This is a genomic window from Vibrio inusitatus (assembly GCA_024346935.1).
Lineage (GTDB): Bacteria > Pseudomonadota > Gammaproteobacteria > Enterobacterales > Vibrionaceae > Vibrio > Vibrio inusitatus.
The window spans coordinates 1080248-1106686 of sequence record AP024879.1; the positions used below are offsets into that span (position 1 = coordinate 1080248).

Below are 26439 nucleotides of genomic sequence, written 5' to 3' on the forward strand. Positions count from 1 at the left end.
TGATTTGAAAGGAAAACAGCGCCAATTTGCGCTGTTTTTTTATATGCAGTTATTGCATTTTAGTTCAATGGTAACAGGTCGCATGTTACTGCTCCTAAAATAGGCGTGACCAATGCAACCCATTGATTTGATGCTGTATTTAGGCCACCATACGAAGCATCGCATGTTACGATATCCGAGCCACTACGAGATAAATTGATTTCAATATCACTTTGGCTTTGATCTAACACCAACTCGGCTGAGATAGCTTTCACTACCACACCTGTTTTACCTAACCCAACTTGTTCAGCACCACTGTAAGTAACCTTAATATCATAAGGTTGAATTTCAGCAATATCGGCTGCATTAAAGACATACACGGAATATTCATTGGTACTTGCGGTTGATGTGGGGGGCTTATCTACAGCCAATTCATAAACTGGTGGTACAGATTTGGAATCACCGATAGCAAAGATCAACTGTTTACCTGTTCTGCTTTCTACTTGTAGAGATTGCGTTACTTTCGCTAGCTCAGTTTCGTCGTCATCTTCTTCGTATTCCAAATAATACTCTAAGACGTATAAAGGGCTTTCTTCACTATCCCTTATAGACAGGAATGACGAATCACCAAACAAATAATTCGGTAGCTCTATTTCAGTATCTAATTCGCCATCAACTGGATGAGAGTATTCAATCTCAACCTCTAAAGATTTATATATAGGGTCATTTATCCCTAAGCCTTGATCAACCAAGTTAATAACTTGAAACGAGAGCGTATTAACATCGTTATTTGGTTCTTCACCGCCACCATCACTACCGCCGCAAGCGGAAAGCAGTAACGATGATGTCAGTACACTTAACAATTTAATCTTCATAGGTAACGTCCTTATTTCATACCTTTATTAACTATGGTCCATGTAGTCATTTGGGTCAAAATGATGATCTATTGTTGGTTCTTCATGTTGGTGCTTATCATGTTCATCAACCGATGTATCTTCATCATTTACAAGGCTATTACCTAACTCATCTAGATGAGCTTCACTTCCAGTTAAATGGTCAGCCTGAGCTAAAATCAAATCCATGTCACTTGGAGCTGCTTGATCAACACTTTCAGAGCTATCACCTTTTTCAATACCTAATTGAGCCAAGTAGTGTTGCGCTCCACTCTGGTGCTCATGCGCATCGCTAGCTAAAGATTCAAGCGTGATGGTTGGTGAATCTTCAACTCCAGAATCAAACCCTGGTTCATCGTAAGCCACACCTGTAGGTGGCGGAGGCGGTGGTGCAGGATGACTAATCGCAGGTGTCACATCCATACCCACCATATGGGTAGAAACTGTGTTGTGACCACTGTGTCCATGAATATACGTTATATCTAAGTTCACTTTTACATCCACATTTGAAGAGTGAACATCATGGTAAAGAACTTGGAATACATCATGATGCTCTTCAGATGTGGTTGACCCAACCCAATGAGTGCCACCTTGCGTTTTTTGACCTGCTGTTGGAGCTTGGCTATACACATAGTCGACCTTACCGGTGTGCGGGTCTATAGTAAGGGTTCCGTATTGACCGTGTAAACTCAATACACTATGACCATGCCCGTCAGAAATCCCCCAACCGCTGCCTAATTGTGGATTGAGCTGCTGCAGCAATGGGGGAGCTACCAACACTCCGGTCATGTGAGAACCAAGTCCCCCTCCACCAGTGGGCTGCGGCGGCGTTTTAAACCCTAACATTGGTACTTGGTTGGAAGAGTCTTCTACAAATAGTGGGCTGTTCGTTGATACATGGTTACCTGCGTTATCACTTACGCTTGCGGAAACATCGTTAACACCACCATGTAATGCTTGAACATCAGCCGAGCTCAACTGAGTTGACCATGCGCCATGTTGAACTTGCGCTTGATGGTGCTGACCTGCAATCGTAACAGTGACAAACTGGCCATCTTCTACGCCATTAACCGAACCTGAAATAGTTAACGAGTGGTTTTTCTCAGTGGCATCTACAATGTTGTCTGATGCTATAGGGTTCACCGTGATGCTTGCATCAGTATCTATTTTGATATCCAAAACCGATGATACCGCAGGGGTTACTGAAGCCGGTGCTAATGCTTTAGCTGATATGTGGTGGCTTCCATCACTCAATGTTGAAAGTGACGCACTATAATCCCCATTTGCATCAGAAATCGCATGTCCTACGGCAGTCGAACCATCATAAAGGGTTACTTTCGAAAATGGGATTGCTGTAGTGCCACTTATGGTCGGTGTATTATCATTAGTAACATCATCCGAGTGCGAAATCCCACTATCGCTTGCTGCGGTTAAATCTACCGTGACACTATTGGTGGGCGCGACATTACTGCCGCTAGGCATGCTAGGTTGGCTGGTCGTAATGGTTGGCACATTAGGTACTGTAGTACTAATAGTTGGTTGGTTACCAGTGCTTGCCGTCACTTGCCCGTTTGCGTCAAATGTGATGAATTTAGAAGCTTCTCCACCATGGTTATCTGCTACTTTGACTTCGAATACGTCTAAACCATGATAGGTTTTAGTCGCCGTGTTGTAACTCATACCGGCAACGGTTCCATTCGGAGTATAAGAGTATGCACCGGAGTCGGGGTCTACCGTTAGGTCGCCAAATTGACCATGTGAAGTAACCACTGAAAATGAATGCGTATCTTGGGTATCAACATCAGTTTCAGTTAATTTACCCGTAGTGGGTGTCGATTGCTGTACTGCCAGTGTAGGCTGATCATTGGTTCCAAACACCGTAACAGTTAGTGTATGCGTACCACTGCCATCAAGTGAAGAAACAACAATTTTCTCTTCAAAAGATTCACCAGCACCTAAACTTTGAACAATACCGCCCCTATTATCAATTTGATAATCCCAGTGACCATCTTGTTGTATATGGAAAACGCCACCGTGAGCGGTTGTAATATCTTGCGTCTGAAGGCCACTTTCTCCATGATCATGATCGAGTACATCAAGACGCCCCCCTGCATGTAACATGTTGGGGTAAAAAGTAATGTTATGATCTTCCTGTACGCTCTGTGTAGAAGGAGAAGACTGAGGCATAGCATCGACAATAATTGCAGTGTCTTGTTCACCATTAATTGTAATTTTAACCGGTAGCACTTGGCCATCACTAGTGGTTACATTAAAGGTGTCTGTCAATGTTTCTCCTGGTTTAAGTGATTCAACCAACTTCTGATAACGGTGATTTTGAGATGCTGAGTTGAGTTTAAATTCATAGGAGCCATCTTGCCAAACAGTCAATGCTCCATAGTCATGAGAGCCGTGATAGACATCAAAATCAAAATGAGAGTTGCTTGAATCAATATCTGAAATCTGAAAATTCCCCCGCACAGCTTGATGATGAGCTCCAATGTACCCACTTCCAATTGCTTCAGTTTCGGTAATATCGAGATCTGCAACCGTTACCTTTGCAAGGTCATCAGTACCATGCACAACGATTGTCAAATTTTCTGTACTAGAAGCATTCTGTTCATCAGTGACTGTTACCGGAATAGTAATAGTCTGATCTTGTCCTGCACCAAGGTGCTGATATGAGGAGTGAGATGGGTCAAAAGTGTAGCTTCCATCAGCATTAAAGGTAAGACCATCTACTTGATTTGCAATACCGTAGGAGAGATGCGTATTATAATCTTGGTCAGTTGCCTGCATTTGCCCTTTTAGAGACATGCCATCTTCTGTGACAGAATGTGTTTGTGCAGTGAGAAGGGGCGCGTCATTAGTTCCGTGTACCGTTATAGTAATATCGTGTGTTGTTCCATCAGCAGATCGAACTTGATAGACTACATGTTCAACATCTCCTTCATGAAGATACTGCAGAGCACTATTGGCAACTTCATAGCCCCAATTACCTTGAGCAGTTATGTGTAACTGACCATGGAAAGGATCGTGAATTGCTTTTTCACCTAGCTGACTCCACTGAAAATGGTCTTGTCCAGCATCGGGATCTGTGACTGAAAGAGTTCCGGATACTGCAACGGGGTGTGCCGAACTATGTCCAACATTCTGATCTTCAGTAATAGAATCTTTATCATCACCAGTAATAATCGCAGCATCTTCTGTCCCTTGTACATTTACCTGTATATGCTGGGTCGCTTTTGAACCATCACTTGAAATGGCGACAACATCGAACCCTTCAGCTTTATTATCTGAGCCTCTAAGTTGGTTAGCTTTACTTGGATCTAAATCATAATGCCAAGAACCATCACGATTTACCGACAACGTGCCATAAGCACCTACGGAATTTTGCGCCTCAAAATGCACCGTATCATCAGTATCTAAATCATGGGCTTGTAAGGTTCCAGAAATGGTGGTTTTACTATCTTCAACTGCAGTACCTTGTGTGGCTGTTGTGGCTGCAGGCGTATCGATGATCACATGATCATCTGTACCACGAATCGTCGCAGTAATTGGAATTCGGGTACCATCTGCCGTTATCAAGGTCATTGAGTCCGTTAAGCTCTGTCCATCTTTTAGACCTTGAATTTCACTGTGGTTATTATCGGCGACATAACGCCATTTATTATGGCCATCTGTGCTATGAGTAGTAACAAAGCTGCCATGAGAGCCTTGAAGAGATAGTGCGAAATCTGCTGGAACCTGATGTATCACACCATTAACTTCAATTTGAACAATATTAGCTTCAGCGCTGCTATCTACATCGATCGTATCAAGGTTGGTCCATGGAGAAGCGAGCTCATGAGAAGCAGGACGTGAAATGTTATCTTCAGTGACTGTAGCAGATGAGAACTGGCTAGCTAGGCTGGATGCATCATTGACTGCTGTTAGAGTGGTGTTTGCACCTGTATGCGTGATACCACCGTGAGCATCTGTAACATCGTAAGAAAAATTAACTTGTCCGTTGTAGTTGGCATCGGGATGGAAGGTAAAAGTTCCATCTTGGTTATCGACGATCTTGCCGTGATCAGCAACTAAATTAGCAACGTCTAATTGACCTATATCGTTATGATCGATATCTGTTGCATTCGCTAATAGGTCAGCCTTGCTTAATTGAATATCAGTATCTTCTGAACCTGGTGCTAATTGAACTTGCGCTGAAACAATCGGCGCATCATTAGTGCCCTGCACTGTTACTGTTAATAACTGGCTTGCAGTACCATCAAGAGAATGCACGGTATGAGTTTCCGTAAACGATTCACCGGCACCTAACTTTTGAACTTCATCTAATGAATTATCAATAGTGTAGTTCCAGCCTCCATCAGCGCTAATGTTGAAATGCCCTTGGTGCGCGGTATTGATGACTTCAGCTTGTAGGTAAGATTGATCATGGTCTGGATCGACTACTTGTAAACGACCGCCTGCATATAAGTGCGTAGGGCTGGCGTTTACAAAATGATCTTCGGTAACGGTTTGACTAGCCGATAATAAATTAGGCAACGGTACATTAATGTGTGCATTACTGTCTTCGCCCGTTACTCTCACCATTACTGTCAATGTTTGACCATCAGAGGTTTTTATTTCATATGGGAAATCTATTGATTCTCCCGAATGTAAACCGCCAACTAGATCATCCGCATGGCGGTTGAGTGCACCTTGTAATCTAAATTGATAAGAACCGTCAGGCCAAATTTCAAACGCACCTGGTGCATAACCTTGTCCTAGATATTGGCCACTAAATACAAATTGAGTATTGTCGCCGGTATCAGGGTCGACTAACTGCAACTTGCCACCGTAACCGTGTTGTGCACTATCAAGAGCTTGTGTCTCAGTCATCTGAATGACATTTGAAGCTAGTGTTGCTTTGTCATCAGCCCCAACCATAGTGATCGTCGCAGTAGCAGAAGTTTGCCCACCATGATTGTCATCAATCATGTAGTGCACAACGATATCTGCTTTTTCTCCAGCACTCAGGTGCTGGAATATCTTCGCATGACTATCGATGATAAGTGAATGCCCATCTTTAGCGATCGTTACACCTTGCGGCAACCCTCCTGAACTCCCTTCAAAAGAAGCTTGGATTTGGCTAATAGATAGTGTGTCACCATCAACATCTGTCGCTCCGGCGAGCAAGTTTACAGCGTGATGCGTATCTGTATCCTCTGTTAATGAATCAATAACAGGGACGTTGTCAGGACTATCATTAACCGCGGCTAGTGTTGTAGTGGCGCCCGTATGTGTAATGCCTCCATGATTATCTTTCACATCATAAGTAAAATGTACATCACCGTTATAATCTTTCTCCGGTGTAAATGAGAAACTCCCATCAGGGTTAACAGCAATTGAGCCATGATCGGGGTGAAGATTTTCAATCGTCAATAGTCCTACATCATTATTATCAACATCAACCGTATTTTGTAATAGTTGTGCAACTGTAATGGTTTGGCGTGTATCTTCGGTGCCGGCGTTAAGTTGCACTTCTGATGAGCAATACGGGCGGTCATTACTACCATGAATAGTAATAACAATATCGTGCGGTGTACCGTCTATAGAATGGACCGTGATGGTATCCGTTAACGTTTCACCGTCACCAAGTTGGTCAATTGCAGTACCTCTGGTAGTTGGTCTTCCACCAATATGGCTAACGCTGCCAGCATCGGCAACGTAATGCCAACTGCCATCCGTGTTTAAAATTAAATCGCCGTATGTACCGTGATAGTTATACGCATTAGTATGGGGAGGAAAGCCTTGTTCGCCGGTGTCTGGGTCAATTACAGTTAATTGACCATCAGCATATAGCACGCTGTTTCCGAGTGTCGCCATACCCGAATGGGCATGATCCGGTGACATGTTATCGCCTGCTGTTTTCTCAGTTACTGACCCTGTATCAACACCTTGAATAACAGCCGCATCCCCTACCGCGTTCACAGTAAGCATCATGCCAGAGATGCCAGCTTTGCCAGTGTTAGGGTCTAGAGCTTGCGCTCCATGATTGTCCATCACCGCATAGGTAAAAGTTGCCTGACCATTGAAGTCTTTCTCTGGTGTGTAAATAACGCTTTTGCCATCTGGTGAGACAACTGCAGTTCCGTGATCAACGTGTAATTGCTCTATATGAAGCGTATCACCATGATCTATATCTTTTCCTACCCACATGAAACGTTCAATTGGAATGCTTACCGCTTTGTCTTCATCGGTCGTAATTGGGTGAGGGCCACCACTTAAGTTTCCGTAACCAGAGAAAATAAGTTCAGGGTTATCATTGGTCCCATGAAGGGTAATGGTGATACGCTGTTTTGTACCATCCACCGTCGAAACTTCATAAACAATGTCTTTTGTTTCCCCCTCCGCCATACCTTGTACAAGGCTGTTGTTAACAGAAAAATACCAAGAACCACTATCTGAAATGATTAAACCATTGTGATTGAGATTATATGGGTCATCAATTTTAGTGACCGATATAAAGCGTGCTTCTCCTCCATCAGGATCAATCACATGAAGTTGTCCCTGCAACTCTAATTGAGTGTGATATTGGTCAAGCTTATCTTCGGTTATGTCTCCTGTGTGCTGACCTGATATTTGAGCTGCATCCGCCACACCTTGCAATTGCATCGTTGCTCCGGTAGCAGTTGCTCCACCATGCGCATCTTTTACATCATAGGTAAAATGCACTTGTCCGTAATAATCTGGATCTGGTGTAAAGGTAAAAGAACCATCTGCATTAGTTGCAATAGAGCCATGGTCTGCATGCAGGTTCGCAATGCCTAATCTACCTGCATCATTAGCATCGACATCTACTGTGTTTTTAAGTAATTCAGCAACTGTAATGGTCTGCGCTGTATCTTCCTTACCGCTATTTAGCTGTACTTCCGACAAGCAGTAAGGGCGATCGTTGTCGCCATGAATTGTGATGACAATGTCATGTGTAGTGCCGTCCTTAGTAGAGACTGTTACGGTATCGATAAGGGTCTCCCCTTCACCAAGTTTATCGATCTCTGTACCTCTTGAAGACAGTGCGCCACCGACGGTTCTGATGCGCCCTGTATCTGCATAGTAATCCCAGTGACCACTCTCCGTCAGATGGAGATCACCATACTTACCTGCATATTCATAACCTTGCCCATGTGTCTCAAATACAGACTCACCACTGTCAGGATCTATGATGGTCAACTGACCGTGAGCACCAATGGTTGTATGACTCAGAATCGCCATTCCTGGTTGTGCGTAATTCGGTGACATGTCCACACCGGAAGTCTGCTCCGAGACGTCCCCAGTATCTACTCCACCTACTACTGCAGCATTATTGGCTCCCGTAATTGTAATGGTTAAAGGTTGAGTACTGGACGCATGATGCTCATCCGTTACCGTAACAGGAATAGTCAGCGTTTTTGTCACGCCAGAAGGAATAGATTGATAAGTCGCGTGGCTTGGATCAAACGAGTAACTACCGTCTGAGTTGAAAATAAGACCATCAACACTTGGTGTGGTGTATGTAAGCACTGCACCTGTGTCTATATCTTGCCCCTGCATCTGTCCTTGCATTAAGGCGCCTCCCTCCGTTACAGAGTGAGACTGTGCACTTATGGTTGGTGTGTCATTAGTGCCATGAACGGTAAATTTCATGGTGTATGTCGTACCATCAACGGAATGGATCACGACAGAATCTTGCTTCGTATCCCCAGCAGCAAGGCCTTGGATGTTTCGGTTGTCTAGCGTGTAGGTGTAGGTACCATCTTGGCTTAACACCACATGGCCACCCATTTTGGTGTCGTAGCCGATTCCCATATAGGTTTGTGGCCCGATATTAGGATCAAATTGAGCTTCACCCGCATCAGGATCTTGAATGTTCAATTTACCATCGTAGTGAAGCATATAATGGGTATCAATATACCCTCTATCTTCAGTGACTCCCCTTACATCGAGATCCGGTTGTGCATCAGTAATAACTGCGTTGTCTGGACTTGCCGCAAGATTAAATCGTGCCTGCGTATTTGTCGAACCGCCATGACCATCTTGAACACTGTAGGTTAAGTGAACTTCACCGTTATAGTCTTTGTCTGGTGTAAAGGTATAGGTACCATTGTGGTTATCCACTAGCGAGCCATGATTAGCTTGCAGATTGGTGACAGTTAACACATCTCCAGAATCGACATCCGTCGCATGAGTTAATAGATCTGAGGCTGTGATAGTAACGGATTTATCTTCTAGGCCATCAGTGAGCTGAGTCCAAGCAGAGATTACAGGTTTGTCATTGGTGCCCGATACACCTACTGTAATAGTTTGTTGTACAGCATTACCCGATGAATCTGTTGCCGTAACGGTAAAGATTTCTTGTGCTTTTTGGCCTTCACTAAGCGCGTCCGTCGCGGGATTGCTGTTGTTTAACTGATAATGCCATTGACCATGTTGATCGACGGTCAAATCACCATAAGTACCTTGTCCCTGAGCTACAGCCCATGTCAGCGTATCTCCGGTATCAGGATCCGTTGCTACTAAATTTCCTGTAGCCGTTGGTGAGCCGACAGTACTAGCACCAGCTTCGATCACATCTCCTGTTGTAGTACCAGAAATAACAGGTAGATCATTGGTGCCGTTAATGGTCACTTTGACGGTGGATTGCGTACCGTCTACTGACGATACCGTGAAGGTTTCCTCTACTTTATCGCCGACATTTAAGCTGTTAAACGCTCTGTTCGCGGTAAACGTCCAATGACCGTTTGCATCAATAGCAAAGTCACCGTTGGTGCCTGAGGTTGTGCTCGGCGTAAACGTATTGTCTGGACTGTCCACGTCAGTACTGGTGAGCGTGCCTGCTGTGGTAATCGCGGTATCGGTTTCATCTACAGCAACAGTAGCTGAGCTCACCGTCGCACTGTCATTGGTGCCATTAATGGTCACTTTCACGGTTGATTGGGTACCATCTACCGACGATACGGTGAAGGTTTCAGTAACTTTGTCGCCGACATTTAAACTGTTAAACGCACTGTTCGCGCTAAACGTCCAATGACCGCTTGCATCAATGCTAAAGTCACCGTTAGTACCAGCAACACTGCTTGGCGTAAACGCATTATCAGTATTATCCGCATCGGTACTGGTCAGCGTACCTGCAGTGGTGATCGCAGAGTCCGTTTCATCTACAGCAACCGTAGCTGAGCTCACCGTTGCACTGTCATTGGTGCCATTAATGGTCACTTTCACGGTTGATTGGGTACCATCTACCGACGATACGGTGAAGGTTTCAGTAACTTTGTCGCCGACATTTAAACTGTTAAACGCACTGTTCGCGGTAAACGTCCAATGACCGCTTGCATCAATAGCAAAATCACCGTTGGTGCCCGTGATCGCATCGGGTGTAAATGCATTATCGGTATTATCGACATCGGTGCTAGTTAGCGTACCTGCAGTGGTGATCGCAGAGTCCGCTTCATCTACCGCAACCGTTGCCGAGCTCACCGTTGCACTGTCATTAGTGCCGTTAATGGTCACTTTGACGGTGGATTGCGTACCATCTACTGACGATACCGTGAAGGTTTCCTCTACTTTATCGCCGACATTTAAGCTGTTAAACGCTCTGTTCGCGGTAAACGTCCAATGACCGTTTGCATCAATAGCAAAATCACCGTTGGTGCCCGTGATCACATCGGGTGTAAATGCATTATCGGTATTATCGACATCGGTGCTAGTTAGCGTACCTGCAGTGGTGATCGTGGAATCCGTTTCATCTACCGCAACCGTTGCTGAGCTCACCGTCGCACTGTCATTGGTGCCATTAATGGTCACCGTGACTTGTGAAGGCGTGCCATCTACTGAGGTGACATTAAAGGTTTCAGTGACTTTGTCGCCGACATTTAAACTGTTAAACGCGCTGTTCGCGGTAAATGTCCAATGACCGTTTGCATCAATGCTAAAGTCACCGTTAGTACCCGTGATCGCATCGGGTGTAAATGCATTATCTGGATTATCGACATCGGTACTGGTGAGTGTGCCCGACGTTGAAATAGCAGCATCTTTTTCATCCACTGCAACACTTGCTGAACTAACCGTTGCTTGATCGTTCGTACCATTCACCGTAATAGTGATTTGATGTGGGGTGCCATCTGCCGAGTGCACCGTGATGGTATCAGTTGCTGTCTTACCTTGGCTTAATGCTTGAACCGTTGGATTCGTGTTATCTAAATCGTACGTCCAACTACCGTCTTTATTGATATGCAGTGAGCCAAGAGCACCAACTAAGTCTCCAGCTTGAAAATGGTCTTGTCCCGCATCAAGATCAGTGACTGTCAATTGACCAGCAGTGTGTAGGTGTGTGTCTTCTGTTGTAACTCCAGTATCAACACCACCGATAAATGCATTATCGTCAGTACCGTCGATCAGAAGTGTTATTGGCTGTTCGGTACCATCAACAGTATGAACCATTAAGGTTTCTAACAGTGATGAGCCCGATGTTAACGCCTGAACCACAGATTGAGAGTTATCGACCAAGTATTGCCAATGCCCATGACTATCAATGGTTAATATTCCATATTTACCCTGAACTGTTTCTGGCTTCAAAGCACTTTCATCGTGATCTTGATCGACGGTCGTAATCTGGCCTCCTACTGATAAAAGCCCCTGACTATCCACATTATGGTCTTCAGTAACACCACCAGAAATGTCACCTGATATGGTTGGCTTTTCATTTTGTCCAGATACAGGAATACCGATTGCAACATGTCTTCCATCGGTCATTTGGACACTAAAATGATCGACTGCTGCCTCTTTACCTTGAAGCGTGATGTAGGCTATGAGCTTTGGATTTAGTTCATAGGTATACGTACCATCTGGTTTAATCGTTAGAGAGCCATATTTCCCCTGAATCACTTCAGGTACATAATTGGGTACCGTAGGGGGTTGCGAATGAGTTGCTGTTGCATTTTGATGGTCATCAACATGAGATGTGCCGACTGCCACAGTAGCGGGAGTAATAGCCACAGGTCGAGAGTAAACAGGAGAATGATGAAAGTGGTGTCCCGACGTAGCGTGATTTACAACAGAATCAGCATGAGTATCTTGTGCTTCATGATGAGAAGCCGTGGAAGGGATAACTGAACTATTTGTTGCTGGTTCATTCGCATGACTCGTCTCTTTTAATCCACCTAAATGAGTACCCTTAGAGCTTGAATCATCGGTTTCCAATCGCTCACTTTCATGTTCAGCAGCCTTAAGTTTGAAGCTAGGAAGAATAATTGCGAGCATCGATGCCAACGGAACGTAAACTTGGCGAGCTTTACGGCGCTTTTTGATACTTACCCTTTTTTGAGGTGCTACAGACTCTGATTTCTTCTGATCGCCTGAATATTTTTCTTTCTGTTTTGCTTCAATTTTTTTATTCTTCATCTGCTCAACTGACTTTTAGACGCTCATTTAAAAATACTAGTCTAATTTCAGTGAGTTACTATCTCCTGCTGCGCTATTTTTTTTAGCCTAGGATTTAGTCGTATAGATAGAAAATTGTTTAAAAGAAACATCAACTAAGATAATTGAGCCAGTGTTCGAGATAACCCTATTAATATTGCAAGCGATTGATTTGATCAGCTAGGCAGATTAATACTCCCTTAGAGTGTGTAACTAGCAAGTTGCATATTAAGTTTTATCAGACATTTTGTGAAAGATAACCCGTTTTCTACTTTGTGCTCTTTAAGATCATGGCTCAAGCCAAGATGACATTTTTTTAGAAATAACACCAACTCTATAGAAAGAAATAAAATCTGTCTTTCCATATATTGCAATATTCGTGACTCATTTTGTTATTACACACTTTAGTGAACTCTATCTCTTCGGAAGTAGATACTGTGTTACCTAAGGTCCTGACTTCCGTCAGAACCTTTGCGCTAGATTATGTCCACTCCTCTACCCATGGTTATCCGTCCAATCATGATGATCAACCGTCGGATCATCGTGTAGGTGAAGTTCATCATGATGTTTGTGACCATTATCTGCAGAATTTGCATCCGCACTACCAGTATCAGCAACTACTAGTCCATGCTCATCCAACACCGGAGCATTGTCCGAATTCAAACCCAAATCCAAGTCCTGTGGTTGCGATTGAGCACCCAATTGATGCTGAGGCTCAGTGACACCTAATTGATTTAGATACGCTTGTGCTCCTGTATGAGCATCTTGGTTTGATGCTAAGGCTTCAAGGGTTATTGCCTCCACTGGTGTATCTTGAATTGATTCGTCAGCAGATACGACTGGTGCTGGAGACGGTGCTGGCTGTGATACTTGTGGAGCTACATTCAGTATAGCCGTGGCTGGGGTAGATAGACCACCTAGATCAGACACCGTGTACCCGAGCTGAATATCACCTGTATATCCGTGCTCTGGAGTAAGAGTCCAAGTACCATCCTGATTATCCGTTATGACCGCGTGTTGTGCGGTTATTTGTGAAATATCGAGCTCTGCATGAGTATTATCCGCATCATGAACATTTAACAGTAAGTCTGCTTTAGATAAGATCACTGGCGTATCTTCTTGTGTATGCAAACTAACACTACTCGTTACGGTTGGAGCATCATTTTCACCTGAGATAGTCACTTCAAGCGGGTAGGTAGTTCCATCTTTTGTCGTAACCATGACTGTATCAATGAGCGTTTCACCATCTTTAAGCCCCTGTACCGCAGCATTATGTTGACCTGTTAGCACATATTTCCACTGTCCTGACTCCATGATCTCAAACTGACCGTACTGACCTTGAAGGCCTGCTTGAGCATTAAACAATTCCTCAGAAGCCCCATCGGCATCGGTAATCAATAGATTTCCAGCAGCAACACTAAAAGAGGAATGCTCACGAACCATCGCAGGAGAACCAACGGTAATGTGTGCTGGATCATTAACTGCAGTTACATGAAGCGTTGCAGTTTGAACTCCAGATTCAGCATGACCGTCACCAACCTTGTAATCGAAGTGTGCATCACCATTAAAATTACTCGCTGGATGGAAAACTAAATGCCCGATTCTACCTGCCGGTATGCTCTGACCTGCTCTAACCACCTGCCCGTTTAGAAGTAATTGGCCATCACTGGCATCAGGGACAGAGGTAATGATTACCTCCGATAACTTGTCAGCGCTATCCGCATCATGGAAACCAAAATAGCCTTTTCTAAAGGTTAAATCTGTATCCTCATCGGTACGTCGAACAAGCGCTTGGCTGATCATTGGTGCATCATTGGTACCAGTAATGGTAATGGTAATATCCTGAGTATCCCCACCCAATGAACGCACTCGATAGGTAACAGTATCAGTTTCACCTGCACCAAGTTTCTGTATATGGGCGTTAGGCACCGAATAAGTCCAAGCACCAGACTGATCAAGGCTCAAGGTGCCACCATATGGGTCATGGACCGCGTGAACATTGCGATTAGTAGCAAAGCCACCTTCACCAGCATCAGGGTCTCTCACACTAAGAACACCAGTTGTGAAAACCGTATGGTCTGCGTCACCTTGTACAGCAACGTCCTCTTGAACATTACCTGAAGTATCCCCACTGAACATGCCAGGATCATTGACCGGATCAACGGTAAAGGTCGCAGTTGCGGTAGCTTTAGCTCCATAGCTATCGACAACCTCATAGGTAACCGTTACATCACCATTGAAGTTACTTGCCGGATTGAATACTAGGTTGCCGTTACTATCCAACGAGACAGTGCCAGTTGCAGATGGAACACTTGGGTTCTCGATATGCAAAACATCGGTAGTATCTACGTCACTTGCGTTGGCTAACAAGTCCGCTTTAGTAATGGTTAAGCCTTGGTCTTCTGTCCCATGACCACTAAGTGTTAGTGTGCCAGATACCGTTGGTCCATCGTTGGTACCATTGATAGTTATAGTAATTACTTGCTGAGTGCCATCTTTCGATTCTACTGTAACCGTATCTGTCATACTGTCACCAGCACCCAAGCTCTGCACCTCTGGCTTACGATTATCTATATAATAATTCCAGTTACCATCAGGATCTATCTCTAACTTTCCTCCAAGTGCAGAAGTGTACGGGGCTAAATTAGGATGAGTTGATACACTAATCAAAGTTTTGTAGTCAAATCCAGACTCACCAGCATCAGGGTCAGTAGCTACCAAGTGGCCCCGAGCCTGAATCATATAAGCATAATTACCTTGAACGGGTGCATGAACATTTGAGTCCTCCGTTACTGAACCAGTCACATCACCAGTAATCACAGCCGCATTGTTGGAACCCACAATATCCACGCTCACCTGATGGAGTGTCCCATCAACAGATTCAACGGTAAACATTTCAGTTACTGTTTGACCATGAGGAATAGCTTCAATCGCATCTGGATCATCAACGTGATATTGCCAATGACCATCGGCAGTGATTGATAGATGGCCATAAGCAGTCTGCTGTAACCCTGTGCCGGCTTGGGTGCTATCAGGGGCAATGTTTTGTTCAGCAGCAAAGCTATTTTCATCATGATCAGGGTCGCTAACGCGCAAGTGTTCCACTTGCGTAACTGTTGTTGCAGATATACTTGGCCCATCGGTTACCGTCGTATGGCTTGAACCAGAGATATTTGCGGCATCATTTGTACCTGTAAGATGAATAACTAGCTTTTGAGATGTACTGTCACCGTGGTTGTCGCGAGCCACTATTGGAATTTCAATATCCTTGGTTTCACCATCTTGTAACGAATTGTATGCATGAGGATCAAAGGTATAGCTACCATCAGGATTCAGTGTGAAGCCAGCAACCGACGAACCTTGCAAATGATAGGTTGTTAGTTGCCCTTGGAGGTTATCACTGTCGACATCAGACGACGTAAGTTGCCCATTAACCACACCATCATCTTCATTGGCATTAATCTCAGCAATCTGATTAAGAACAGGGACATCATTTGTCCCCGTCACAGTAATAACCAGGTTCTTGATATGACTAGCACCACCATGGTTGTCCTCAACAACCACAGGGATAGTCAGTATTTCCTGCTGACCTTGAGCAAGATGCTCAAAGCTTGAATCTTTCATATCCAATGTATAAGAACCATCAGTATTCAAAGTGAAACCAGCATGGATATAACTCGTTTTAAAGGTCAATATATCTGCTGGGTTATCTGACGTGCGAGCGCCTTGAGCATCAATATCTGTAGCACTTAACTGACCGGATACAGTGTTACCACCCTCTGTGCCATTCCTAGCTGTGATCGCCTGAAGTACAGGGTTATCGTTATCACCTTTAATATCGACGGTTAGGTCGTAGTGTGTTCCATCTTGCGATGTTATCTGAAAGTGCTCAACAAACTTACCGCCTTCGCTAAGTTGCTGCACACCAGGTTTGTCGCCGCGAGTGAGCACGTAATTCCAGTTGCCGTCCTTATCTAGCTGAAGATAACCAAACTGACCACCGATATGACTGTTCGCATGGAAGCTTTCTTCATTGTGTCCGTCTACATCAGTAATACCCAATTGACCATGAGCGGTTGCCTTGCGATCTTCTTCAACAAAGTCTGGATGTGGGTTAGTAATAACTGCCGGATCGTTGGTTGGAGTTACCACGATCGCAGCTTGAGCCGTAGCCTTTGCTCCAGATGAGTCTGTTACTTCATAGGTAACATGAACAGTGCCATGGAAATTTGGATCTTTTGGTACAAACTGATACCCACCAGTTACAGCCTTAAATGTACCGTATTGAGCATCACCAGAGACCAAAGTTGGAGTGCCAGTCAGATGCAGTACATCCTGGTCAGTAGCAATGTCTGGATCCTTGATATGATCAAGAAACTCTTGCTCCGTAAATACACGTGTAGGTTTAGGTGTCGAAGTAGTTGACTCAGTTACAGACCCTAATCTGAAGTCCGCAGCAACTGGATTATCGTTTACCGCAGTCACAGGAAGAGTCGCACTGACAGTTCTCACTTGGGAGTGAGGCATACCATCGGTAACCTCAAACGTGAAGTGGAGGTCGCCATGTTGGTCCTGTTTAGAGGTAAAGATGAATTCATCCTGACCGTTATCTTGCACTGATACAGGTGCTCCACCTGATCCTGTGATTTTCACATGTGTAACATGCAAAGTATCACCATCAGGATCCGTTGCACCTGCAAGCGTTAGTAACTCTTGTGTCGATACTCTGTGAGTAACAAAGTCCTCTTTTTGAGCTGCTAAGTGTATATCTGTATCGGTCACTTCTGGCGGTCTATTATGACCAACAACCGTTAAAGTGATTTCTTGAGTATCTGTACCTCCATGCCCATCAGTAACCTCAATCGGCACCCTAAACACTCGGGTTTGACCTGGGGGAATGGTACCAAAGTGAGCACTATCAGGGGTGAAGGTGTAACCGCCATGACCATTCACAGTCAATCCAGCTAGATGGCCATGCCCATCTAAAAATTCTTTGGGCAGAATTTGTCCTTGACCGTCAGTTGGCACTCCAGCTTTATAAGCTAATAGTAGCTCATCACCATTATCAATATCCCTTGCTGTAACTTGACCAACTACATGGGTAGTATCAACCTCAGCAATATCAGTGCCTGAAATCATCTGATTTTGAGCATTCTCTATATGCTGAGCTACATGTGTGATCTCTGGGTCATCATTGGTACCAGTGATAGTCACTACAAGGGTTGTAGGTGCTGCGTTTGGCCCTCTTACCGTGAAGGTTTCAGTGGCTGTTTCGCCTACTGCCAATTTATTGATTGGATCCGTCGGACTGTTGTGTTGATTCAGATGATATTCCCAACCACCATTGGGCTGTAACTTCAAATAACCATACGCTGGCGAGCCATCACCGTGCGCATTAGGCTGCAAATGGTTAGCGCCATACACATCATCGTGGTTGTGATGAGTACCTGACACGTGTACTTGATGGATCGTACCGATGACGTTGTCTCTACCCTCAGCAATCTGAATGTTGTAGATGTCCTGTTCGAATTTATCTACATCCGGTGGAGGCGTAGTTGTAGTTGTACCTTGATTATTATTACCACCATTGGATGGATTTTGTGGGGGCAACTGTGGCGGAACATGACGAGCAACCTCAAAGGAGGTATGCATTGGTGTTGATGCAATTCCATCGGTAACTGTGTAGTCGATTTCTACTCTACCAGTGAAGTGTGCCGCAGGGATAAAGTCGTACCCACCGTTACCATCTTGCTTCAAAGTGCCGACACTTGGATCATGTAAGTGAACATCGGTGAGTTTATGTCCTGCACCTGTGGCGGAAAGTTTACCGATCGTTAGCTTATCTCCAGTATCAGGATCTGTAGCTCTATCCAGAAACATCTTATCGTCGAAGTGAGCCGTTGGATGACTCACTAAATTACCTTGGGAATCATCAACATACAAATTAGGTAATGGAGCGCCGGTAGCTTCCGGCGCATCATTCGTACCGGTAACTCGAATCTCGACGGTATCCTTGACCGATGCACCACTTGAATCAGTGATTGTCACAACCGCTTTTACTAACTCGACTATACCTTCTCGAAGATGGTTATAGGCCGTAGCAGTTGGATCAAAGGTATAGACACCAGTATCAGGATCAATGGTGAAACCTGGCACAGGTGTGTCCATAGTGAAATGCAACACATCGCTCGTATCCTTGTCAGATACATGCAACTTACCAATTACTGGGTGTCCATCTTCGATAGCAGCAACTCTATCTACTTGCGTTACCTCTGGAACCTCATTCTTACCAGTAATATCAATATTAATAGTGTGAGGAGTACCATCAGCAGATCGGAATATGACTGTATCTAGCATGTGCTCGCCTGCACCTAACGCAAGCACTGCAGGATCTTTATCATTTAATGTGTAGTGCCAATGACCACTTCTATCGATTGATGCAAAGCCATGAGTTCCAGGAATTGAGCTTGTCGCCCTAAAATGATCTTCGTCTTTGTCCGGATCCGTTACGGTTAGATAGCCTTCAGCATGCAAATCACTACCATCTGTCACACTCAAATCTTCAGGTTTTGTTGTGTCTGTGACGATCAGTGCAGGATCTGGCAATGGATTCACATGTAAAGTTGCGTGAGCGCTAGGTGTTTGCCCATGCTCTGCCGTTTGAATGTCTGCTCCGGAATATCCATCCGAAACAGTAAAGCTAAATCTAATATCATGACCAAATTTATGACTATTCCAGTTCGGTGCTGGAGTAAACAACCAACCACCGTTCGGATCTTTGGTTAACTGACCAGCACCCTGTGTATTTAATTGAAGAGACGTAATATGCAAATCACTGTTCGGGTTATCTATATCCGCTGTATTTGCTAGTAGTTGCGCTTCACTAATGTGGATAGCTTGAGAATCCTCATCTATCTGCGGCAACCCGACATTTTTGACATTTGGTGCGTCATCTACAGGATTAACATGAATATAGCCACGTTCTGTAACCACCCCTCCATGGTTATCATCAATTTTAAAGACAATCGGTACATCACCATTAAAGGTATCTGAGTTCTGGTTATGAGCTGGAATAAATTCAAATCGTCCCATACCATGGTCGACCAATCGGCCATATTTAGGGTCTACCGTTGGGTTAAATACATCGAGTTTATCCTGTTCAACATCTAGGATTTGAAGAAGCGGATTCCCCCAAGTTGCATCTGCTTTACCCAAGGTGAATCTGATTGCGCCATCTTCATCCACATGTAGTGGTGCTACTTGATTTACAGTTGGGTTATCGTTTTGACCATTAACCGTAAAGTGCATGTGTTGCTGATCGTGTGCACCGTGGTTATCAGTAACCGTAACCAGAACATCAACCTTAGCGTTCTGACCCACTTGCAAATGCTGATAAATCTGAGCGCTCGCATCAAATACGAAGTGACCATCATTATCTAAGGTTAAGCCAGCATCTTTAGCCGAAACGGTAGTTTCATGGCCATGTTCATCCGTTACTTTAACAAGCGTGTCAAAGGTATAGGTATCGCCTGATGGGTGACTTGCATCTTTATGATCATCGACATCATTGAAGAAGATCTTCCCTGATATCTGGCTATCTTCATCGACTGATAGTTGGGGTTGGTGAGCATTACCACCAGAACTGCGCATCCCTTGCTGAGAGCTATACTGCCCTGGATTATTCTCAACCTTCAATACTGTGAGATGCGGTTTGTCGTTTGTACCTTCAATGGTAAGGTGCAGAGTCTGCTGAGTCGTGCCGCCATGTTTATCATGCACCGTTACTAAAACATCTTCAGTCATGGACTCTCCTACAGAGAGATGCTGAAGAATACGAGCATCCGTATGGACTGTAATTTGTCCTGAGTGAGAGTCTATATCTATCCAACGCGGGTGGCTGTTTCGAGTGTCTAAGTGGTCATCAATACTGTAGGTCAGGTCAATATCATCAACATCACTTACGTGCGGTAACGCTACTGTTTGAATGTGTTTATTCTGGCCCGCTTTTCGTTCATCTTCATGAAATGTTACTGGAGCATATGCAGCAAGCACAGGATCATCATTGGTTCCGTGAACGGTAACAGTAACTTCTTGTTCTACAGGCTTACCTGATGAGTCGGTAACCAATACCGTGAAGACCTCGGTAGGGTTCTGACTGTTTTGAAGCTTTTGTGTATCCGGATCTGAATTGTCTAGCTGGTAGTTCCAATGGCCATTCTGGTCGATGGTGAAAGTACCATACTTACCAACACGAGTCTCTGTCCCAGTAGTCGCACCATCAACAGACCAACTCAACGTACCGTCGTTGTTGTCGTAGTCGGTGGCAGTAAGATCTCCAGCAATGCTTGGAGTACCAGCATTCGCATTTGCAGTGCCTCCCGCCTCAGTTACAGCACCTGTATGGGTGCCGCTGATAACAGGAACGTCATTGGAGCCCGTTACCGTTATCACTACCGTATGCTTGACAGGTATGCCTGATGAGTCGGTATCAGTTACCTCGAAGGTATCCTTGACCACTTCATTTTCATTAAGCCTGTCTGCTGGGCCACCTTTAGAGTTGTCTAGAGTGTACTCCCAGCGTCCCGTACGAGCATTAATTACCAATGAACCATATGCACCTTGTCCAGTAGTCACTGCCCAGTGAGCAGGGTCGCTTTTATCCGTCTCTTGAGCATCCAAGGTGCCAGATATACTTGGTGTCCCAGTTTCTGCGCTCGGATGGCGATGACCATCAGGATGAGAGCCCGCCTCTACAACCTTTCCCGTATCTCCAGTATTCGCAATAACTGGCAGGTCGTTAGTACCATTGATGGTGATCACTACCTGATGCTCTGTACCGTCTACACTGTGCACTATGATGGTATCTACAAGCGAATCAGTCGCTTTTAGCGCTTGAACATCGTGCTGATTATTGTCGGCTTCATAATGCCAATGACCATGTTCATCCACAGTCAGAGAGCCGTATTGACCGTTAATTGTGCCAGCCTGGAAGTGGTCTTCTCTACTATCAACATCAGTAACAGATAGATCGCCACTTGCATGAAGTTGATCTTGAGTATTGAGAGCTTTATCTTCAGTTAAGGTCGCAGTGTCCTGACCTGTGATATGTGCTTGGTCGTTGCTGCCGGTAACATTTACGGTGATCTGATGGTCAGCAGTCAGACCTTGGCTGTCAGTGGCCCTTACAGTAAAGGTTTCAGTTACATGCTGACCATTGGCCAATGCCTGAGTTACAGTTCGGCTATTGTCTAACGTATAAGTCCACAGCCCCTGAGCGTTGACCGTCAGATGTCCATAGACACCATCACCAGCAACGTGCCCACCAACTGGATTGATAATACTCCAAGCTTGTGTATCACCACTATCCACATCCGTTCCGGTTAAGTGTCCAGTAGCTGTTGCAGAACCCGAAATAGGTTGACCCGTAGCGGTAGTCCCTGCCTCAACCACTTTGCCTGTATCAGTATCACTGCCGTGCATTGAAATGACAGGTCTGTCATTGGTTCCAGTTACCGTCACAAGAATATCTTGGGTAGTGGTACCACCCTTGTTATCTGTCACTAGAACATGCAATGTTTCAGTATGAGTCTCACCAAGAGCTAAGGCTTGTACTTTAAGGTTGCTGTTATCCAGTGTGTAAGTCCACCCTCCAGAGCTCGGATTTAATGTGAACGTACCGTATTGTCCATGTAAATTATTACTAGCAGAGTACTGAAGAGTTGCGTGCTGGTCGGTGTCAGTTGCGGTTACCTGACCGCGTACAAATAAAACATCGTCTTCCTTGACCGCTTCCGCTTGCGGGTTACTAGTAATCACCGGAACGTCATTGGTCCCTTGCACATCAACTGTGACTTTCTGAGTAACCTTAGCTCCATGCTCATCAGTAACGGTAACCAACATATGCTCTTGATAATGCTCACCCTCTCCGAGTAACTGAGAGGCCGCATTATTAAGAGAGTAGTGCCAAGCACCACTGGTTTTATCTAAAGTAAATACGCCATATTTCCCTTGTAGGCTATCAGGCGTATAGGTAAGTACCGCCCCTTTATCTACATCGGTCGCTATTACCTGTCCACCCGTGTCCAGAGCGTGGTCTTCTGTAACTGAACCTGTCTGTGCTTGGCTGGTAATTACAGGCCTATCATTGGTGCCTTCTACCTCAACTGTCACCTGCTGAGTAGTCTGAGCTCCATGTTCATCGGTAACTGTTACAAGTAAAGTTTCAGTATGGCGCTCACCTTGAGCAAGATCTTGGTGATTCTGATTGTCCAGTGTGTAAGTCCACGTGCCAGAACTCTTGTTAAGGGTAAATGAGCCGTACTGCCCCTGAAGATTGTCCGGCGTATAAGTCAGCACTGCACCTTTGTCGACATCTGTCGCAGTCACTTGCCCACGAGCAAATAAGACATCATCTTCTTTGACTGCCTCTGCTTGAGCTTGACTTGTAATAGTCGGTCTATCGTTGGTGCCTGATACCTCTACCGTCACTTGCTGTGTGGTTGTTGCCCCGTACTCATCGGTGACCGTAACCAACAAGGTTTCAGTGCGCTTCTCACCCTGAGCAAGGTTTTGATGATGTTGATTATCAAGTGTGTAGGTCCAGGTGCCAGAGTTCGCGTTTAAAGTAAAACTGCCGTATTGGCCTTGGAGATTATCAGGGGAATAGGTAAGAACCGCTCCATTATCCACATCAGATGCTGTAACCTGCCCCCTAGTGAACAGTGTGCCATCTTCATCAACTGAACCCGTTTGTGCTGTACTCGTTATTACGGGTTTATCGTTGGTGCCCTCAACGGTTACTACTACGTTTTGTGTGGTCGTAGCTCCTTTATCATCTGTAACGGTTACATGCAGTGTTTCTGTGTGAGACTCTCCCAATGCCAACGCCTGATGAGCCGCATTGTCTAATTTGTAATGCCATACGCCAGAGCTTGGATTTAAGGTAAAATTTCCATATGTCCCAGTCATCTCACCTTGTGGTGCCGAATAAGTTAATACGGCTCCATGGTCTACATCGCTAGCCGTTACTTGCCCTGTTGCTGTTAGTACATCATCTTCTTTAACTGTCTCTGCTTGAGCTGAGCTGGTAATGACAGGTTTGTCATTAGTTCCCTCGACCTCTACGGTCACCTGTTGAGTAGTCTGAGCTCCATGTTCATCGGTAACTGTTACAAGTAAAGTTTCAGTATGGCGCTCACCCTCAGCTAGTGCTTGGTGTGCAGCATTATCTAGTTTATAGGTCCAAGCCCCTGAGCGTTTGTTGAGAGTAAAAGACCCATATTGCCCTTGTAGGCTATCCGGGGTGTAAGTTAAAACAGCGTGGTTATCTACATCAGATGCAGCTACTTGCCCACGTACAAATAAGGTTGCGTCTTCTTTAACAGAACTTGTTTGTGCTTGGCTGGTAATTACAGGACTATCATTGGTGCCTTCTACCTCAACTGTCACCTGCTGAGTAGTCTTAGCACCATGTTCATCGGTAACTGTTACAAGTAAAGTTTCAATATGACGCTCACCTTGAGCAAGATCTTGGTGGTTCTGATTGTCCAGAATGTAAGTCCACGTACCCGAACTTGAATTCAACGTGAAGACACCGTACTGGCCATGAAGGTTATCCGGTGAATAAGTTAGCACGGCTCCCCTATCTACATCAGATGCAGTCACTTGACCACTAGCCCTAAGAACATCATCTTCTTTTACCGCACCAGTTTGTACTTGGCTGGTAATTACAGGACTATCATTGGTACCTTCTACCTCAACAGTCACTTGCTGAGTAGTTTTTGCACCATGTTCGTCGGTAACTGTAACCAGTAGTGTCTCAGTATGATGCTCACCTTGAGCAAGGTCTTGATGATTCTGGTTGTCCAGAGTATAAGTCCACGTACCCGAGCTTTTATTAAGGGTAAATGAGCCATATTGCCCTTTCAGATTATCAGGGGTATAGGTAAGTACAGCATGATGATCTACGTCGGTTGCTACAACCTGACCACGCACAAATAGCACATCATCCTCTTTAATCGTTTCGCTTTGTGCACCGCTTGTAATTACTGGCCTATCATTGGTTCCAGTAACTTCGACTCTAACCTCTTGAGTCACTTTTGCACCGTGCTCGTCGGTTACCGTAACCAACATAACCTCGGTGTGATGTTCACCAAGGGCTAGATCTTGATGAGCACTGTTGTCCAACTTATAAGTCCAAGTGCCCGCCCCTGAATTCAGGGTAAAACTGCCATATTTTCCTTGTAAGCTATTAGGGGTATAAGTAAGCACAGCACCATGGTCAATATCTGTCGCGGTTACCTGACCACGCACAAATAGCACATCATCCTCTTTGACTGCGCCGGTTTGAGCCTGGCTTGTTATTACTGGCTTATCATTGGTGCCTTCAACAGTAATCGTGACCGTCTGAGTGGCCTTTGCTCCATGCTCATCAGTTACGGTAACCAACATTGCTTCGGTATGAGACTCGCCCAGAGCAAGTGCCTGATGAGCGTTGTTGTCTAGCTTATAGGTCCATCGACCTGAACTAGAACTTAGAGCAAACGAACCATACTGCCCTTGGATATTATCAGGGGTGTAGGTCAGAAAAGCCCCGTGGTCCACATCCGACGCCGTTACCCGACCATTAACAGCCAAAACATCATCTTCTTTGACTGCGCCAATTTGTAGTTGACTAGTAATCACCGGTTTATCGTTAGTGCCCTCAACATCAACCGTGACCGTCTGAGTGGTCTTTGCACCATGTTCATCCGTTACTGTGACTAACATGGTCTCAGTATGATGTTCACCTTGTGCTAGAGCCTGATGACCTTGATTGTCTAACGTGTATGTCCATTTACCCGTCGAAGGGTTGAGGGTAAATTGACCATATTGACCCTGGGTATTATCAGGGGTGTAAGTCAGCAAAGCGCCATGATCGACATCTGAAGCAGTAACTTGTCCATCTACGAATAAAGTACCGTCTTCTTTGGTTGCCCCAGCCTGAGCATGACTAGTGATAACAGGAATATCATTGGTACCCCGCACAGTTACCGTAATATCTTGTTGTACAGATACACGGGCGGCACTGGTCACTGTTACATGTAAAATTTCAGTGTGAGTTTCGCCCTGAGCAAGGTTTTGGTGATGGCTGTTGTCAAGAATATAACTCCACTCACCCGTGTCTTTGTTTAAGGTAAATTCTCCATATAAACCATGCAAATTATCTGGGCTGAACGTTAGTGGCATGCCCTTTTGAGCACTGTGAATATCAAGAGTTCCTGATACCGCTAATGTTGTATCTTCAACTACCGTGCCAGATTCAGGAACTCCTACAACAGGTGGCGTTAGATAAGAATAATCCTTGTGCCCACCAGTATGTGATGCAATCACAGGAATTGGAGTAATACTTGTTTGTCCATAGTTATTGGCTAACGTTCCAACTAAAGGCGTAACTGGTTTTCCGTAATGATTGTCATGTGTAAAGTGATGATTACCATTGTTCTCTGTATGATGTATTGGCTCGTATTCTCCACCCGCAATGTACGGAGTAGGCTCGGGATGAACGATATGTTCACCTTTGCTTTCAATCGGCGTGTAGGCTTCATGTTGGGGATTCCCAGCGTATTCTGTATGAGATATTTCAGACTCTAAACCCTCCTCTGCGGAGGTAGAACCCACATGATATGAGGGTAAAACAAATGCTACAGTTGAAGGACGTGGTACATAAACTCGAGGAATTACGAAGCGACGTGCTTTACGCGCCTTTTTCTGTTCACTGCTTTTCTTTGATACTTCAGTAGCTTGCTTGTTTTTGTCTTCGTTCGCCATCTAATACATCACCCACAATCATACATAAACAAAAGTATGGTCCATTACTACGAATTTGATGAATAAATCATAAAAAAAATGCTTTCATCACCAATCATGTTCTTTAGGTACTTTTTAGATGCAACTCCCTGATTAATATATTGAACTCCTTAGGTTCAATTTATTAATTCTTTGCCTAAAATCTAGAAAATAAGGACATGATTGTGTACGCGAAGGTACATTGGACATACTGCTGACTAACTACTGTATAAAAAAAGGGACTGATACACAGTCCCCTTTTTTACAAACTAATTTTTACATATATGAAAACAAGCGCTAATTA

At 44.7% G+C, this 26439-nt stretch carries 3 protein-coding genes; all 3 read right to left on the reverse strand.

Annotation, left to right across the window (positions count from 1 at the left end; genetic code table 11):
- Positions 1-59: 59 nt before the first annotated feature.
- The 3 genes from OCU48_RS17815 to OCU48_RS17825 all read right to left on the reverse strand — a co-directional run bounded on the left by OCU48_RS17815 (position 60) and on the right by OCU48_RS17825 (position 26117).
- Entirely contained in the window at positions 60-854 is a 795-nt protein-coding gene (locus tag OCU48_RS17815; RefSeq protein WP_141347248.1) for a hypothetical protein, read from the reverse strand.
- Positions 855-881: 27 nt separating this feature from the next.
- Positions 882-12290, reverse strand: a complete 11409-nt coding sequence (locus tag OCU48_RS17820; protein ID WP_337983905.1) for a VCBS domain-containing protein — start codon at positions 12288-12290, stop codon at positions 882-884.
- Positions 12291-12803: 513 nt separating this feature from the next.
- On the reverse strand, positions 12804-26117 hold the full coding sequence (locus OCU48_RS17825) for a VCBS domain-containing protein (protein WP_141347332.1): 13314 nt from the start codon (positions 26115-26117) through the stop codon (positions 12804-12806).
- Between the last annotated feature and the right edge of the window lie 322 nt (positions 26118-26439).